The sequence below is a fragment of the Streptomyces sp. NPDC039462 genome, from assembly GCF_055639375.1.
Genome location: NZ_JBVKAO010000007.1, coordinates 68,734 through 85,315 on the forward strand (window position 1 = coordinate 68,734; position 16,582 = coordinate 85,315).

At 70.3% G+C, this 16,582-nt stretch carries 14 protein-coding genes; 13 read left to right on the top strand and 1 reads right to left on the bottom strand.

The annotated features are described in order from the left end of the window. Window positions 1–77: 77 nt before the first annotated feature. Window positions 78–1,094, bottom strand: a complete 1,017-nt coding sequence (locus ACZ7LU_RS31230) for a rod shape-determining protein (protein WP_398297757.1) — start codon at window positions 1,092–1,094, stop codon at window positions 78–80. A 144-nt stretch (window positions 1,095–1,238) separates the two neighbouring features. On the opposite strand from ACZ7LU_RS31230, the gene folC reads away from it, so the two are divergent. The 13 genes from folC to ACZ7LU_RS31295 all read left to right on the top strand — a co-directional run bounded on the left by folC (window position 1,239) and on the right by ACZ7LU_RS31295 (window position 16,408). Beyond that, the gene (gene folC / locus ACZ7LU_RS31235) at window positions 1,239–2,762 is read left to right on the top strand and encodes a bifunctional tetrahydrofolate synthase/dihydrofolate synthase (protein WP_398297755.1); all 1,524 of its coding nucleotides are present in this window, start codon (window positions 1,239–1,241) and stop codon (window positions 2,760–2,762) included. A 6-nt stretch (window positions 2,763–2,768) separates the two neighbouring features. Next, window positions 2,769–3,134, top strand: coding sequence for a DUF4233 domain-containing protein (locus ACZ7LU_RS31240; RefSeq protein ID WP_398297753.1), 366 nt, complete (start codon window positions 2,769–2,771; stop codon window positions 3,132–3,134). Between the two features lie 71 nt (window positions 3,135–3,205). Then, window positions 3,206–3,619, top strand: a complete 414-nt coding sequence (ndk, locus tag ACZ7LU_RS31245) for a nucleoside-diphosphate kinase (protein WP_127911807.1) — start codon at window positions 3,206–3,208, stop codon at window positions 3,617–3,619. A 324-nt stretch (window positions 3,620–3,943) separates the two neighbouring features. After that, window positions 3,944–4,963: a rod shape-determining protein gene (locus ACZ7LU_RS31250; protein WP_030362602.1), complete on the top strand. Its 1,020-nt coding sequence runs from the start codon at window positions 3,944–3,946 to the stop codon at window positions 4,961–4,963. 163 nt (window positions 4,964–5,126) lie between these two features. Next, window positions 5,127–6,077: a rod shape-determining protein MreC gene (gene mreC, locus ACZ7LU_RS31255; RefSeq protein WP_471918644.1), complete on the top strand. Its 951-nt coding sequence runs from the start codon at window positions 5,127–5,129 to the stop codon at window positions 6,075–6,077. Between the two features lie 12 nt (window positions 6,078–6,089). Beyond that, window positions 6,090–6,764: a rod shape-determining protein MreD gene (mreD, locus tag ACZ7LU_RS31260; protein WP_398297749.1), complete on the top strand. Its 675-nt coding sequence runs from the start codon at window positions 6,090–6,092 to the stop codon at window positions 6,762–6,764. After that, on the top strand, window positions 6,761–8,938 hold the full coding sequence (gene mrdA / locus ACZ7LU_RS31265; protein WP_471918645.1) for a penicillin-binding protein 2: 2,178 nt from the start codon (window positions 6,761–6,763) through the stop codon (window positions 8,936–8,938). The genes mreD and mrdA overlap by 4 nt, the downstream gene beginning before the upstream one ends. Beyond that, complete coding sequence (gene rodA, locus ACZ7LU_RS31270) at window positions 8,938–10,131, top strand: rod shape-determining protein RodA (protein ID WP_398297745.1); 1,194 nt, start codon at window positions 8,938–8,940, stop codon at window positions 10,129–10,131. Before mrdA ends, rodA begins: the two co-directional genes overlap by 1 nt. 63 nt (window positions 10,132–10,194) lie before the next feature. Next, window positions 10,195–11,829: a CYTH and CHAD domain-containing protein gene (locus ACZ7LU_RS31275; protein WP_471918646.1), complete on the top strand. Its 1,635-nt coding sequence runs from the start codon at window positions 10,195–10,197 to the stop codon at window positions 11,827–11,829. 50 nt (window positions 11,830–11,879) lie between these two features. Further along, a complete protein-coding gene (locus ACZ7LU_RS31280; RefSeq protein WP_398297741.1) occupies window positions 11,880–13,805 on the top strand; it encodes a TIGR03960 family B12-binding radical SAM protein in 1,926 nt (641 codons plus the stop codon). Between the two features lie 15 nt (window positions 13,806–13,820). Then, window positions 13,821–14,366 (top strand): GNAT family N-acetyltransferase, encoded by a 546-nt coding sequence (locus ACZ7LU_RS31285; protein WP_471918647.1) that lies wholly within the window; start codon window positions 13,821–13,823, stop codon window positions 14,364–14,366. A 6-nt stretch (window positions 14,367–14,372) separates the two neighbouring features. Beyond that, window positions 14,373–15,563 carry a hypothetical protein gene (locus ACZ7LU_RS31290; protein ID WP_471918648.1) on the top strand — a complete coding sequence of 397 codons (1,191 nt, stop codon included), beginning with the start codon at window positions 14,373–14,375 and terminating at the stop codon, window positions 15,561–15,563. 47 nt (window positions 15,564–15,610) lie between these two features. Next, the gene (locus ACZ7LU_RS31295; protein WP_398297735.1) at window positions 15,611–16,408 is read left to right on the top strand and encodes a TIGR03936 family radical SAM-associated protein; all 798 of its coding nucleotides are present in this window, start codon (window positions 15,611–15,613) and stop codon (window positions 16,406–16,408) included. The last annotated feature ends 174 nt before the right edge of the window (window positions 16,409–16,582 follow it).

Consider the following 16,582-nt stretch of genomic DNA (forward strand, 5'->3'; position numbering starts at 1 on the left):
CCACCCAGGGGCGCGGGGAACTGCGCGAGCAACCCCCACCGGCCCGCAGACGACAAAGGGCACCCCGCGCCGCAGGCTCACGCCGCGGTCATCACCCGCTCCAGCCCGTCGAAGTCCTCCACGCACTTCCCGCACCCCATCGCGACGCTGTCCAGCGGATCGTCGGCGACGAAGACGGGAATCCCCGTGCCGGAGGCGATCCGCAGGTCGAGCCCCGGCAGCAGCGCACCGCCACCGGTCAGCACGATCCCGTGCTCCATGATGTCGCCGGACAGCTCCGGCGGGCACTCCTCCAGGGTCGCCTTCACCGCGGCGATGATCTGCTCGACGGGCTCGTCCAGCGCGGCCCGCACCTCACGCGCGGTGAGGTCTACCGTCTTAGGCAGCCCGCCCACCTTCTCCCGCCCGCGCACGGTGAACGTCCGCATCTCCAGGGCGTCGTCGCCCGGCACGGGCCACGCCGATCCGATGGCGACCTTGATGTCCTCGGCGGTGCGCTCCCCGATGAGGAGCGTGTGCTCCTTGCGCACGAAGTCGGTGATGGCCGAGTCCAGCCGGTCACCGCCCACCCGCAGCGACTGGGCGGTGACGATGCCGCCCAGCGAGATGACGGCGACCTCGGTCGTCCCGCCCCCGATGTCGACCACCATCGACCCCCGGGGCTCGGAGACCGGAAGCCCCGCCCCGATGGCCGCCGCCATCGGCTCCTCGATCAGGTGCACGGCCCGTGCCCCGGCCCGCTGCGACGCGTGCACGATCGCGCGCCGCTCGACGGGCGTGACCCCGCTCGGCACGCACACGACCATGCGCGTACGGGGCCGGCGCCCCGGCAGGGCCTTCCGCACGAAGTGCCGGATCAGTTCTTCCGCGGCTTCGTAGTCACTGATCACGCCGTCCCGCAGCGGGCGGATGGCGGTGATGGACCCGGGCGTCCGCCCGATGGTCTCCTTGGCCTCCGCCCCCACGGCGAGCACCCCGCTCTTGCCGCCCCGGTCGGCCCGCACGGCGACCACGGACGGCTCGTTGAGCACGATCCCCTTGCCGCGCACGTAGAGGAGTGTGTTCGCAGTGCCGAGGTCGATACCTATGTCCATGATCGCCAAGTTTGCCCGGCGGCCGCCCGAAGCGGAGGGACCAAAGTCCCGAATCGGACGGGCCTAAAGTCCCGACGAGTGGATCCTGGGCCCTCTCGGAGGTCCTGACGGCGAGTGTCGGTGCCGCTCCGTAGACTGGCGTACGTGAGTGATCTCCCCCCGTACGACGACAGCGCCGACCGACCCGCCGACGGCGACCCCTTCGACGAGATCGTCGGTGCCGAGACGGACCGCGACCCCGACCTCGCGGTGATCGAGGCGGGCAGCCGTACCCTCCGCGCCCAGGGGGGCCCGCCGCAGGGTGACGTCCCCACGCGCCCCACCGATCCGGAGGTGGACAGGGCGTTGCGCGAGGTGGAGACGGAGCTCGCGTCCCGCTGGGGCGAGACCAAGCTGGAGCCCTCCGTCAGCCGCATCGCCGCCCTGATGGACGTCCTGGGCGAGCCCCAGCGCGCGTACCCCTCGATCCACATCACGGGGACGAACGGCAAGACGTCCACGGCCCGCATGATCGAGGCGCTGTTCTCCGCCTTCGAGCTGCGCACCGGCCGGTACACCTCGCCCCACGTCCAGTCGATCACCGAGCGCATCAGCCTGGACGGCGCCCCCGTCGAGGCCGAGCGCTTCATCGAGACGTACAACGACATCAAGCCGTACGTCGAGATGGTCGACGACCGGCAGGAGTACCGCCTCTCCTTCTTCGAGGTCCTCACCGGCATGGCGTACGCGGCCTTCGCGGACGCCCCGGTGGACGTGGCCGTCGTCGAGGTCGGCATGGGCGGCAGCTGGGACGCGACGAACGTGATCGACGGCTCGGTCGCCGTCATCACCCCCATCGACCTGGACCACACGGACCGCCTCGGCTCCACACCGGGCGAGATCGCCAAGGAGAAGGCCGGCATCATCAAGCCGGACGCGACGGTGATCATGGCCCAGCAGCCGGTGGACGCCGCGCAGGTGCTCCTGAAGAAGGCCGTCGAGGTCGACGCGACGGTGGCCCGCGAGGGCCTGGAGTTCGGCGTCGTCGCCCGCCGGGTCGCGGTCGGCGGCCAGCTCCTGACGCTCCGCGGACTCGGCGGGGAGTACGAGGAAATCTTCCTGCCCCTCCACGGCGAGTACCAGGCGCACAACGCCGCCGTGGCGCTCGCCGCCGTCGAGGCGTTCTTCGGCGTCGGCTCGCAGCACGCGCGCACGCTGGACATCGACACCATCCGCAAGGCCTTCGCCTCGGTCTCCTCGCCGGGCCGTCTGGAGGTGGTGCGCCGCTCGCCCACCGTCGTCCTCGACGCCGCGCACAACCCGGCGGGTGCCCGCGCCACCGCCGCCGCGATCAGCGAGGTCTTCGACTTCAGCCGGCTGATCGGCGTGATCGGCGCGAGCGACGACAAGGACATGAAGGGCTTCCTCGAAGCCTTCGAGCCGATCTTCACCGAGGTCGTCGTCACGCAGAACTCCAGCCACCGCGCGATGGACGCCGACACGCTGGCCGCGCTCGCCGTGGAGGTCTTCGGCGACGAGCGCGTGCAGGTGGAGCCGCGCCTGGACGACGCGCTGGAGGCGGCGATCACCCTCGCCGAGGAGGAGGGGGAGTTCGCCGGCGCCGGCGTGCTCGTCACTGGTTCCGTCATCACGGTCGGCGAGGCCCGACTGCTCCTGGGGAGAGGCTGAATTCCTGTGCGTATGCTCTGCGCTTCGACGCTGATCGGCGAGTTCTTCGTCATCGGCTTCGCGGGTCTGGTCGCCATGAAGGACGACGACCTGTCGATGGGCACGGTCTGGACGGTCTGCGGCATCGCGATGCTGCTGAGCCTCCTGCTCTGCGGCATGATCACCCGGCCCGGCGGCATCCAGCTCGGCTGGGCCCTGCAGATCGCGCTGATCGCCAGCGGTTTCGTGGTGCCGACGATGTTCTTCCTGGGCGCGGTGTTCGCCGCCCTGTGGTGGGCGTCGGTCCACTTCGGACGCAAGATCGACGAGGCGAAGGCGCGCTTCGCGGCCATGGCGGAGGGGCAGCCGGAGGCCGGAGGTAACGCCGCGTAGCCGACCCCGGTATCGTGCGGCCCAATCCCCCGTGATCGCAGAGATCGTACGAACACCTCTTGGAGCCGCACATGAGCCAGCGCACCCTCGTCCTGCTGAAGCCCGACGCCGTCCGTCGCGGCCTGATCGGTGAGATCATCGGCCGCATCGAGCGCAAGGCGGGCTGGACGATCTCGGCGCTGGAACTGCGCTCGCTGGACCAGGAGACCCTGGAGCAGCACTACGGCGAGCACAAGGGCAAGCCCTTCTACGAGCCGCTGGTCGCCTTCATGTCGTCCGGGCCCGTCGTGGCGCTCGTCGTCGAGGGCGAGCGGGTCATCGAGGGTGTCCGCGCGCTCGCCGGGCCGACCGACCCGATCGCCGCGGCGCCCGGTTCGATCCGCGGTGACTTCGGCACGATCGTCCGGGAGAACCTGATCCACGCTTCGGACTCGGAGGAGTCCGCCGAGCGCGAGCTGAAGATCTTCTTCCCGGGCGTCGCCTAGTCCACAGGACGAGAGACCGAAAGTGCGACATACGGTTTTCTGACCGCACGTCAGCAGCGCGCCGCCCGCCCCTGGACGGCCGAAGGAATTCGGCCGTCCTTTGGCATATGCGCCCCAATTGGGGGAACCCGTGCCTCCGATGGCACGTCTCCAAAGGCGAGGCGGCACATCATCTGCTGACAATGGCGAAGACCCTCGCGCCGTCTTCGCGCGGCCGAGACTACGATGGAAGCCTCCACTGCCACTCAGCACCCACCTCGCCTACCTAAAAAGCCATCACAAGCTCCAATAGGGAAGGCCAGACGCATCCTCATGGGGAACAACATGTCGTTCATCGGCCGTGACATGGCTGTCGACCTCGGGACCGCCAACACGCTGGTGTACGTCAGGGGTCGGGGGATCGTACTCAACGAGCCGTCCGTCGTCGCGATCAACACCAACACCGGCGGCATCCTCGCGGTCGGTGCGGAAGCCAAGAAGATGATCGGGCGCACCCCCGGCAACATCGTCGCGGTGCGTCCGCTGAAGGACGGCGTGATCGCCGACTTCGAGATCACCGAGCGGATGCTCCGCTACTTCATCCTGAAGATCCACAAGCGGCGCTACCTGGCCCGCCCGCGCGTGGTCGTCTGCGTGCCCTCGGGTATCACGGGCGTCGAGCGCCGCGCCGTCATCGAGGCCTCCTCGCAGGCCGGCGCGCGTCAGGTGCACATCATCGAGGAGCCCATGGCCGCCGCCATCGGCTCCGGCCTGCCGGTCCACGAGGCCACGGGCAACATGGTGGTGGACATCGGCGGCGGCACCACCGAGGTCGCCGTCATCTCGCTCGGCGGAATCGTCACGGCACAGTCGATCCGCGTCGCCGGCGACGAGCTGGACAACGCGATCATCCAGCACATCAAGAAGGAGTACTCCCTCCTCCTCGGCGAGCGCACCGCGGAGCAGATCAAGATCACCATCGGTTCGGCGTACGACATGGACGCCGACGAGCACACCGAGATCCGCGGCCGCGACCTGGTCTCCGGGCTGCCCAAGACCGTCGTCATCTCCGCCGCCGAGGTCCGCAAGGCCATCGAGGAGCCGGTCAACGCGATCGTCGACGCGGTCAAGACCACCCTCGACAAGTGCCCGCCCGAGCTGTCGGGTGACGTCATGGACCGCGGCATCGTGCTGACCGGTGGCGGCGCCCTGCTGCGCGGCCTCGACGAGCGGCTGCGCCGCGAGACCGGCATGCCGATCCACATCGCCGAGGACCCGCTGGACAGCGTGGCGCTCGGCTCCGGCAAGTGTGTCGAGGAGTTCGAGGCGTTGCAGCAGGTGCTGGACGCCCAGCCGCGCAGATGATCTGACGCGAGAACATCCGCCGTACGAGTGCCTGCCACTTCGTGCGGCGGATCGTTGATATAGAGGCAAGACACACAATTCCCGCAAGGCACGACAATTCCCCAGAACCTCGTGGAACCCGCAGTTTCCACGGAATCCGATTGAGGAAGGCACGCCGCCGCACGTGAGGGACACACGAGAGAGCCGGCTGCTTCTTGTGCTGCTGGTCGCCATCGCGTTCGCTTTGATCACGGTGGACATCCGCGGCGGTGAGGACTCGCCGGTCGACGGCGCCCGCCAGGCCGCCGCCACGGTCTTCGGTCCGGTCGAGGAGGGCATGTCCTCCGCCGTCGACCCGATCGGGAACGCCATCGGCGCGGTCCGCGACTCGGGCGAGCGCCACAGCCGCATCGCCGAACTGGAGCGCCAGAACGCCGCGTTGAAGGCCAAGCTCGGCAGCGACGACCGCAACCGCAGCCGCGTGCGCCAGCTCGACGGCATGCTCAAGAAGGCGGGCGCCGGGCAGTACGGCATCAAGGGCGCCGAGGTCATCGGGATAGGAGCGGCCCAGGGCTTCTCCTGGACCGTGACGATCGACGTCGGCGCCAAGGACGGCATCAAGCGCGACATGACCGTCCTGAACAGCGACGGCCTGGTCGGCCGGGTCACCACGGTCGGCCCGGGCACCGCGACCGTCCTGCTCGCCAACGACCCCGACTTCACCGTCGGCACCCGCATGGAGAAGACCGACGAGCTCGGCTTCGCCACCGGACAGGGCGACCGTCCGCTCTCCGTCCAGCTGCTCAACGGCAAGGCCGAGGTCAAGAAGGGCGACCGGCTCGTCACCTTCGGCTCGCAGAAGGACCGGCCGTTCGTGCCGGGCGTCCCGGTCGGCGAGGTCGTCCGCGTCGACCCCTCGGGCGGCGACCTCACCCGCAACGTCTTCGTGAAGCCGTACGTCGGGTTCACCAAGCTCGACATCGTCGGTGTCGTCGTCGAGGCGCCCCGTGAGGACCCGCGCGACACGGTCCTGCCGAAGAAGCCCGAGAAGCCCAAGCCGACCCCGACGGTGACCGTGACGGCCACCCCGTCGGGACAGCCCCCGGCCGACGGCGCCGCCGCCGACGAGCAGTAGGAGACCGGACCCATGCGCTTCAACCGAATCCTGCTGTCCACCACCCTGGTCGTCGTCGCCCTGGTCATCCAGGTCAGCGTCCTGGCCCGGCTCCAGCTGCCGGGCGCCGTGCCCGACCTGGTGCTGCTCACCGTCCTCGGCCTCGCCCTCGTCTACGGCCACGTCGGCGGCGCCCTCGTCGGCTTCGGCGCGGGCCTCCTCGCCGACCTGGCCCCGCCCGCCGACCACGCCGCCGGGCGGTACGCCCTGGTGCTCTGCGTCATCGGCTACCTCGCGGGCCTCGCCAAGCCCGACGGCGGCAGACTCCGCTCCGCCACCGGGCCGCTCGTCGTGGTCGTCAGCGCCGCCATCGGATCGACGCTGCTCTACGCGGGCGTCGGCTCCCTCGTCGGCGACACCGCAGCCCGCCACGTGGGCCTGGTGGGGCTGCTGTTCACCGCCGCGCTCTACGACCTGCTGCTCGCGCCCTTCACGGTGCCGCTGATCATCGCGCTCGCCCGGCGCGCCGACAACGACCCGCTCGGGGAGAACGGACCCGCCAACAAGGCGGCCGACGTCTCCTCCGGCTGGCTCTCGTCCGGCACCGGACTGCGCATCGGCGACCAGCGCGGCGGCGGCCTGCGGGCGAAGGCGGCCAAGGCCCGCGTCGCCCGCGCCGGACGCATCAAGGGGGTCAAGCGCCTGTGACCAACATCCCCGAGACGGGACGCACGCCCCGCGTGCAGATCCGTCTCGTCATCATCCAGATCCTCGTCGTCTCCCTGCTCCTCACCCTCGGCGGCCGCCTCTGGTACCTCCAGATCCGCAACGGCGACGAATACGCCGAGGAGGCCTCCGGCAACCACGTCCAGCAGGTCGTCCAGCCCGCCGTGCGCGGCTCGATCCTGGACGCCCGCGGCGTGCCGATCGCCGACAACGAAACGCGGCTCGTCGTCTCCGCGTCCCGCACGGACCTGATGAAGATGAAGGACGACGGCAAGGCGGTCCTCGCCAAGCTCGCCGACGTCCTGGAGATGGAGCCCAAGGAGGTCTCCGACAAGGTCCGCCTCTGCGACTCCAAGACGCCGCAGCCCTGCTGGAACGGCTCGCCGTACCAGCCGATCCCGATCACCGACGAGGCGACGCCCAAGCAGGCCCTGCAGATCCGCGAGCGCTCCGAGGACTTCCCCGGCATCACCGCCGAACCCACCGCGGTCCGCCGGTACGCGGCCCCCGGCAAGTCCAACACCGCGCAGGTCCTCGGCTACCTCTCGCCCGTCACCGACGAAGAGATCAAGAAGGCCGAGCACACCGACTCGCCGTTCCTCCGCTCCGACCAGGTGGGCCGCTCCGGCCTGGAGCGGACGTACGACAAGCAGCTGCGCGGCAAGGCCGGCGTGACCCGCTACGAGGTCGACAACCTCGGCCGCGTCATCGGCAAGGCCGAGTCCGACGCGGCCCAGCCCGGCGCCAACGTCGTCACCAGCATCGACGCGCGCGTGCAGGCCGTCTCCGAGTACTGGCTCAACGACGCGATGAAGAAGGCGCGCCAGGAGTTCGACAAGAACACCGGCGAGAACTACAAGGCCGACGCGGGCGCCGTCGTCGTCATGGAGAACAAGACAGGCCGCGTCGTCTCCATGGCCTCCAACCCGACGTACGACCCGAACGCCTGGGTCGGCGGCATCTCCGGCAAGGACTACGCGAGGCTCACCGGCAAGAAGTCCAACTACCCGCTGCTCAACCGCGCCATCCAGGGCCAGGCGGCCCCCGGCTCCATCTTCAAGGTCATCCCGACGACCGCCGCGGTCAACGCGGGCTACGACTTCAACGGCCGCTACCCGTGCCCCAGCTCGTACTCCATCGGCGGCCAGACCTTCAAGAACTTCGAGTCCAAGGGCCACGGCTCCATCACCCTCGGCCAGGCCCTCGAGGTCTCCTGCGACACCGTCTTCTACAAGCTGTCGCACGACCAGTGGGCGAAGGACGGCGGCAACAAGCCGAAGAAGGACGCCAAGGACTGGTTCTACAAGACCGCCCACCAGTTCGGCCTCGGCAAGGAGACCGGCATCGACCTGCCCAACGAGGTCACCGGACGCGTCCCCGACCGCCAGTGGAAGAAGGACTACTGGAAGGCCAACAAGGACGCCTGGTGCAAGCAGGGCAAGAAGAGCGGCGGCGACTACGCCGAGCGCATCGCGTACGAGAACTGCCTCGAAGGCATGAAGATGCGCGCCGGTGACTCCGTCAACTACTCCATTGGACAGGGCGACACCCTCGTCACGCCGATACAGATGGCGACGATCTACAGCGCCATCGCCAACGGCGGCACCATGTACGACCCCACCGTCGGCAAGGCGATCATCAGCGCCGACGGCAAGCGGATCGAGGAGATCAAGCCGAAGTCACACGGCAGGCTGCCGATGGACGCCAAGCTCCGCAAGGACATAGACGGTGCCCTCGCGGACGTCGCGACGCGCGGTACGGCCGCGTGGCGGTTCGGCGGCTGGCCGCAGGACAAGATCCCGATGCACGCCAAGACGGGTACCGCCGAGGTCTACGGCAAGCAGACCACCTCGTGGTTCGCGACGTACACCAAGGACTACACGATCATCATGACGATCTCCCAGGGCGGTACGGGTTCCGGCGCCTCAGGACCCGCCGTCCGCAAGATCTACGACGCGATCTACGGCCTGGACGAGAACGGCAAGCAGGACCTGAAGAAGGCGCTCCTGCCCGAGCCGCAGAAGTCCCTGCCCAGGATCAAGGGCGACGGCTCGATCCACTCCCCGAAGATCAAGCCGTACAAGCCCGAGCCGCCCAAGGAGCCGGCCGAGCAGCAGGAGCTGGCCGGTGCCCCGGCGAACTGGAGGCGGGACTGATGACCGGAAGTGGCTTCTCCGTCTCCGGCTACGGCCCCGAGCGCTCCGGCATGTCGCGGCTCCTGGCCCGCGACTCGGTGGTGCGCAGGCTCGACTGGGTGATACTGCTCTGCGCCCTCGCGCTGTCCGTGATCGGCTCCGCGCTCGTCTACTCGGCGACCCGCAACCGCACGGAACTCGTCGGCGACGACCCGTACGCCTTCCTGCTCAAGCACGTCATGAACATCGGCATCGGGCTCGCCCTGATGGCCGGCACGATCTGGCTCGGCCACCGCACCCTGCGCACGGCCGTGCCGATCCTCTACGGCATCTCCGTCTTCCTGGTGCTGCTCGTCCTCACCCCGCTCGGCGCCACCATCAACGGCGCCCACGCCTGGCTCGTGATCGCGGGCTTCTCGCTCCAGCCCTCCGAGTTCGTGAAGATCACGATCATCCTGGGCATGGCGATGCTGCTCGCGGCGCGCGTCGACGCCGGCGACCGCGAGCACCCCGACCACCGCACGGTGGTGCAGGCCCTCGGCCTCGCCGCCGTCCCGATAATGATCGTCCTGCTCATGCCCGACCTCGGCTCGGTCATGGTGATGGCGATGATCGTGCTCGGCGTGCTGCTCGCCTCCGGCGCCTCCAACCGCTGGGTGTTCGGACTGCTCGGCGCGGGCGTCGCGGGCGGCATCGCCATATGGCAGCTGGGCGTCCTCGACGACTACCAGATCGCCCGCTTCGCCGCCTTCGCCAACCCCGCCCTCGACCCGGCGGGCGTCGGCTACAACACCAACCAGGCGCGCATCGCGATCGGTTCGGGCGGCCTGACCGGCACCGGACTGACCAAGGGCTCCCAGACCACCGGCCAGTTCGTCCCCGAGCAGCAGACCGACTTCGTCTTCACCGTCGCGGGCGAGGAGCTCGGCTTCGTGGGCGCGGGCGCCATCCTGGTCCTGCTCGGCGTCGTCCTGTGGCGCGCCTGCCGCATCGCCCGCGAGACCACCGAGCTCTACGGCACGATCGTCGCCGCGGGCATCATCGCGTGGTTCGCCTTCCAGGCCTTCGAGAACATCGGGATGACCCTCGGCATCATGCCGGTCGCGGGCCTGCCGCTGCCCTTCGTGAGCTACGGAGGCTCGTCGATGTTCGCGGTCTGGGTGGCCGTCGGACTACTCCAGTCGATCAAGGTGCAGCGGCCGATGTCCGCGTAAGCCGTCGCCGGAAGTCCTGTCGCGGGCATGTTTGGCCTCGCGTTTCGCGTCTAGATTCAATTCATGGCGGAGACGAAGCGCGAGATCGAGCGGAAGTACGACGTCGGGGCGGGCGCGACGCTGCCCGACCTGTCGGGCGTCGCCGGGGTCGAGGACGTCGTCGACAGAGGCGTCGTCGAACTGGACGCCGTCTACTGGGACACCCCCGACCAGCGCCTCGCCGCGGGCTCGGTCACGCTGCGGCGGCGCACCGGCGGGGACGACGCGGGCTGGCACCTGAAACTGCCGGTGTCCCTCGCGGAGGGCGTGCGCGACGAGATCCACGCCCCGCTCTCGGACACGGTGCCGCGGGCCCTCTCCGGCCTCGTGCGCTCCCGGGTGCGCGAGGCCGAACTGGTCCCCGTCGTCAGGCTCCGGTCCGCCAGGAACCTGTGCCACCTCCTCGACGCCGATGGCACCCTGCTCGCCGAGGTCAGCATCGACGGCGTGCGGGCCGAACGGCTCGACGGCGGCACCGGCACCGCCGAATGGTCCGAGGCCGAGGTGGAACTGGCGGACGGCGGCGACCCCGCGATCCTCGACAAGATCGAGAAGAAGCTGAAGAAGGCCGGCGCGCGCCGCTCCTCCTCACCGTCGAAGCTGGCCAGGGCTCTCGCCGAGACCGCTCCGAAGAAGAACGGGACGCAGAAGAACGGGACGAAGAAGAACGGGACGGAGCGGGCCGAGCCCGAGACCGCGACCCGTAGCGGCAAGAAGGCCGGCAAGAGCGAAGCCGTGGCCCACGTGGTGCGCGAAACCGTCGGGGAAGGCCCCGGAACCGCGGGCGACCACGTCGTCGCCTACCTCCGCGCCCAGCGCGACGCGATCGTCTCGCTCGACCCCGCCGTCCGCCGCGACTTGCCCGACTCCGTGCACCAGATGCGGGTGGCCACCCGCCGGATGCGGAGCGCACTCAAGTCGTACCGAAAACTCCTGGACCGGACGGTCACCGACCCCGTCGGCGACGAGCTCAAGTGGCTCGCGGGCGAACTCGGCGTCGACCGCGACCAGGAAGTCCTCGCCGAGCGGCTCACCACCCGCATCGACGCGCTGCCCAGGACCCTGCTCCTCGGCCCGGTGCGCGGACGGCTCCGCATCTGGAGCGTCGCCCGCCGCGCAGGCTCCCGGCGCAGGACCGTCACCGTGCTCGACAGCAAGCGCTACCTCGCCCTCCTGGACACCCTCGACGCCCTCCTTGCCGCGCCCCCGCTGCGCCCCGCCGCCTCCGCCCCACCCGCGAAGGCGCTGTCCAAGGCCGCCCTCAAGGACTACGCCCGCCTCGCCGCCCGCGTCGAGCACGCCCTGGAGCTGCCCCCGGGCAAGCAGCGCGACGTCGCCCTGCATGACGCCCGCAAGGCCGCCAAGCGCGCCAGGTACACGGGCGAGTCGGCGGTGCCCGCGCTCGGCAAGCCCGCCAAGCGGTTCGCCAAGAGGATGAAGGCCGTGCAGAGCGTGCTCGGCGACCACCAGGACAGCGTCGTCGCGCGGGAGGCCCTGCGCGCCCTGGCGATCCAGGCGCACCTCGCGGGGGAGTCCGCCTTCACCTGGGGATTGCTGTACGGCCAGGAGGAGGCGGCGGGCGCCGACCGGGAGCGCGAGCTGCCCGAGGTGTGGGCCGAGGCGTCCCGGGCGAAAGTGCGGGCGGCGCTGGGCGGGTGAACGCCGGGGTACGCTTGATGGTCACCCCTGCCCGCTCATGAAGGTTCGCGATGTCTGCCGAGTCGGTCTTCCCACAGCTCGAAGCTCTGCTCCCGCATGTGCAGAAGCCCATCCAGTACGTCGGCGGTGAGCTGAACAGCACCGTCAAGCCGTGGGAATCCTGCGACGTCCGCTGGGCGCTCATGTACCCGGACGCGTACGAGGTGGGCCTGCCCAACCAGGGCGTCATGATCCTCTACGAGGTCCTGAACGAACGCGAGGGCGTGCTCGCCGAGCGCACCTACAGCGTCTGGCCCGACCTGGAGGCCCTGATGCGCGAGCACCAGGTGCCCCAGTTCACGGTGGACAGCCACCGCCCCGTCGGCGCCTTCGACGTCTTCGGGCTCAGCTTCTCCACCGAGCTGGGCTACACCAACATGCTGACCGCCCTGGACCTCGCGGGCATCCCGCTGGAGTCCAAGGACCGCACCGTCGACCACCCGATCGTGCTCGCCGGCGGCCACGCGGCCTTCAACCCCGAGCCGATCGCCGAGTTCATCGACGCCGCGATCATCGGCGACGGCGAGCAGGCCGTGCTCGACATGACCGAGATCATCCGGGCCTGGAAGGCCGAGGGCCGTCCCGGCGGCCGCGAGGAGGTCCTCTTCCGCCTCGCCAGGACCGGCTCGGTCTACGTCCCGGCGTTCTACGACGTCGAGTACCTCCCGGACGGCCGCATCGGCCGCGTCGTCCCGAACCGCAGCGGTGTGCCGTGGCGCGTGTCCAAGCACACCGTCATGGACCTCGACGAGTGGCCCTACCCCAAGCAGCCCCTCGTCCCGCTCGCCGAGACCGTCCACGAGCGCATGTCCGTGGAGATCTTCCGCGGCTGCACCCGCGGCTGCCGTTTCTGCCAGGCCGGCATGATCACGCGTCCCGTGCGGGAGCGAAGCATCACCGGCATCGGCGACATGGTCGAGAAGGGTCTCAAGGCGACCGGCTTCGAAGAGGTCGGCCTGCTCTCGCTCTCCTCCGCGGACCACAGCGAGATCGCCGACGTCGCGAAGGGCCTCGCCGACCGGTACGAGGAGGACAAGATCGGCCTGTCCCTCCCCTCGACCCGCGTCGACGCCTTCAACGTGGACCTGGCCAACGAACTGACCAGGAACGGCCGCAGGTCGGGCCTGACCTTCGCCCCCGAGGGCGGCTCGGAGCGCATGCGCAAGGTCATCAACAAGATGGTGTCCGAGGAAGACCTCATCCGCACCGTCTCGACCGCGTACGGCAACGGCTGGCGCCAGGTGAAGCTGTACTTCATGTGCGGCCTGCCCACCGAGACCGACGAGGACGTCCTGCAGATCGCCGACATGGCGACGAAGGTCATCCAGAAGGGCCGCGAGGTCTCCGGCTCGAACGACATCCGCTGCACGGTGTCGATCGGCGGCTTCGTGCCCAAGCCGCACACCCCCTTCCAGTGGGCCCCGCAGCTCTCCTCCGAGGAGACCGACGCCCGCCTGGAGAAGCTCCGCGACAAGATCCGCGGCGACAAGAAGTACGGCCGCTCGATCGGCTTCCGCTACCACGACGGCAAGCCCGGCATCGTCGAGGGCCTGCTCTCGCGCGGCGACCGCCGCGTCGGCGCCGTCATCCGCGCCGTCTATGAAGAGGGCGGCCGCTTCGACGGCTGGCGCGAGTACTTCAGTTACGAGCGCTGGATGCGGTGCGCCGAGAAGACGCTGCCCGAGATGGGCGTCGACGTCGACTGGTACACCACGCGTGAGCGGACGTACGAAGAGGTCCTGCCCTGGGACCACCTGGACTCCGGTCTCGACAAGGACTGGCTCTGGGAGGACTGGCAGGACTCGCTCGACGAGACCGAGGTCGAGGACTGCCGCTGGACGCCGTGCTTCGACTGCGGTGTCTGCCCGCAGATGGACACGCACATCCAGATCGGCCCCACCGGCAAGAAGCTCCTGCCGCTCACCGTCGTCAAGTAGGGCCGGGACGCTCCGTTGCCCCGACTCGCCCTGCCCACCGGCCTGGTGCACCGCTCCTACCTCACCGCGATGGAGGAGTTCCGGGCCGAGGGGCGGGGCGGGCCCGACGACGACACGACGCTCGGCGCCACCCTGCGCGACTACGGCAGCCGCTGGCGCGACCGGGCCGTCTTCGACGCGTACGTCGCCGAGGTCCGCGCCGCCGCGCACCCCGCCGAACCCTTCGCCGTCCCCGTCACCACCCTCTGGTACGTCGACGGCGCCGACTACTTCGGGCGCGTCAGCATCCGGCACACCGTCGCCACCCGCTTCCTGCGCGAGTACGGCGGCCACATCGGCTACGACGTCCGGCCCACCGCACGCCGCCGCGGCCACGCCACCCGCATGCTGCTCGGCTGCCTCCCGTACGCCGCCCGACTCGGCCTGGAAGCCGTCCTGGTGACCTGCGACACCGACAACACCGGCTCGCGGAAGGTCATCGAGGCGGCGGGCGGCACGTTCGAGGACGAGCGGGGCGGCAAGCTGCGGTACTGGATCCGAACCGGCGCCATGAGCGTCTAGGACTACATGGACCTGGAAAAGCGGCCTCCCCAGGAGGCCGTCCCGCAGCCCTCGCCGGGGCGGACCGACCGGCAGCCCCCGCAGGCCGAAGGGTGTCTCGCCGTCGCGATCCGCATCCCGGTGCGGATCGTCGTGCTCGTGCTCGTCGTCCCCGTGCGCCTGGTGTGGGACGCGCTCGCCGTGTGCGGCCGCTTCGTCCACCGCACCGTGCTGCGGCCCGTCGGACGCGCCATCGGGACGGTACTGACCTGGCTGTTCAAGGCCGTCTTCGTGTGGCCGTGGGTGGGCCTGTGGCGGTATGTGCTGGTGCCGGTCGGCAAGGGCCTCGCCTGGCTGGCCCGCATGCTCATCGTGGTTCCCGTGGCATGGCTCTACGCGCGCGTGCTGACGCCCGTCGGCCGCGGCATCGCCTGGCTCGGACGGGTCCTGTTCGTGATCCCCGCGGGCTGGCTGTACGCGCGCGTGCTGACGCCGATCGGGCACGGACTCGCCTGGCTGGCACGGCGGTTGGGCGCCGGGGCCGCCGCTGCCGGGCGCGGCATCGGTGCCGTCCTGGTGTGGCTGTTCAAGGCGGTCTTCGTGTGGCCGTGGGTGGGTCTGTGGCGGTACGTGGTCGTGCCGGTCGGCGTCGCGCTCGCCTGGCTGGTGCGGACGCTCGTCGTGGTGCCCGCGGTCTGGCTGTACCGGTCCGTGCTCACACCGGTCGGACACGGCATCGCGACGCTGCTCCGCTGGATCTTCGTCGTGCCCGCCGTCGCCCTGTGGCGGTGGGTGCTCGCCCCGGTCGGGCGGGCGATCGCCGTCGTCGCGCGGGAGGTCGGCGACGCGTTCGGACACGCCTGGCGCATCGCCGGGCACATTTCCCTCGCCGTCGGCCGGTTCCTCGGCAAGCTCCTGCGGTGGATCTTCGTCGAGCCCGTGCGGTGGGCGTACCGCTCGATCCTCACGCCCGTCGGGCACGTGGTCCGCGACGCGATATGGCGGCCCGCCGCCGCGGCGGCCCGGAGCGTCGGCCGCACGGCACGCCAGGCCCTCGCGTCCGCGCGCGACAGTGTGCGCCAGGCCAGGGCCGACGTACGGCGCATGCTCTTCGGCGCTCCGAGGGAGCCGGTGCCCGTACCGGTGGCCCGGCGGGAACCTGACGCGCCGGAGACACGTACTCTAGGTAGCAGTACGACGGCACTCATGAAGGACTGACGACACTGGGCAAGCGACAGCCCGTAGGCCCGCCGCCCGCACCCGCGGTGCAGCGCATCCGACTGCGCTACACCAAGCGCGGCCGCCTCCGGTTCACCAGCCACCGCGATTTCCAGCGCGCTTTCGAGCGTGCGCTGCGCCGCGCCGAGGTGCCCATGGCGTACTCGGCGGGGTTCACCCCGCACCCGAAGGTGTCGTACGCCAATGCCGCACCCACCGGCACGGGCAGTGAGGCCGAGTACCTGGAGATCGCGCTCACCGCGCCGCGCGACCCCGACAAGCTCCGTGAGCTCCTCGACGAGTCGATGCCCGCCGGGCTCGACATCATCGACGCCGTCGAGGCCCGCACCTCGGGACTCGCCGACCGCCTCACGGCCTCCGTCTGGGAGCTGCGCCTCGTCGGTGTGGAGCCCGCGGAGGCGGAGCGTGCCGCCGGGCTCTTCGCGGCCGCGGACAAGGTCGAGGTCCAGCGCCGCACGAAGAACGGCATGCGTACCTTCGACGCACGCGAGGCCGTCGTGAGCCTCGCACTCGCCGACGGCGAAGCAGTCGCTCACGACGCTGATAGGCCGACCGACAAGCCCTGTGCGATACTGCGGCTGGTTGTTCGGCACGTGACACCTGCCGTACGACCTGACGACGTCCTGTCCGGTCTCCGAGCTGTGGCCGACCTGGCGCCGCCGGTCCCCGCAGCGGTGACCAGGCTGGCGCAGGGGCTTTTCGATGAAGAGACCGGCACGGTGACCGACCCGCTCGCGCCCGACCGCGAGGCAGACACGGCCGCCCCACCCACGGCCGCCGTACCTGCCGCCGCGAAGGCGCCGGTGCCGGAAGGCCCCCGTTAGGGACGTACGTCGACGCGCAGCCCTCGTACTCGGGAGCCACCTGGGTCGGGCAGCGCACTGACCGAGACTTTCGCCAGGCCGTCCGCACATGGGCGTACGGAACCGGCGAGACAAGACATAGAGCTCCCGTGCGGCGCCCCGCCCCCGGATGGCGGCCCCGCGCACAGCGCGAGC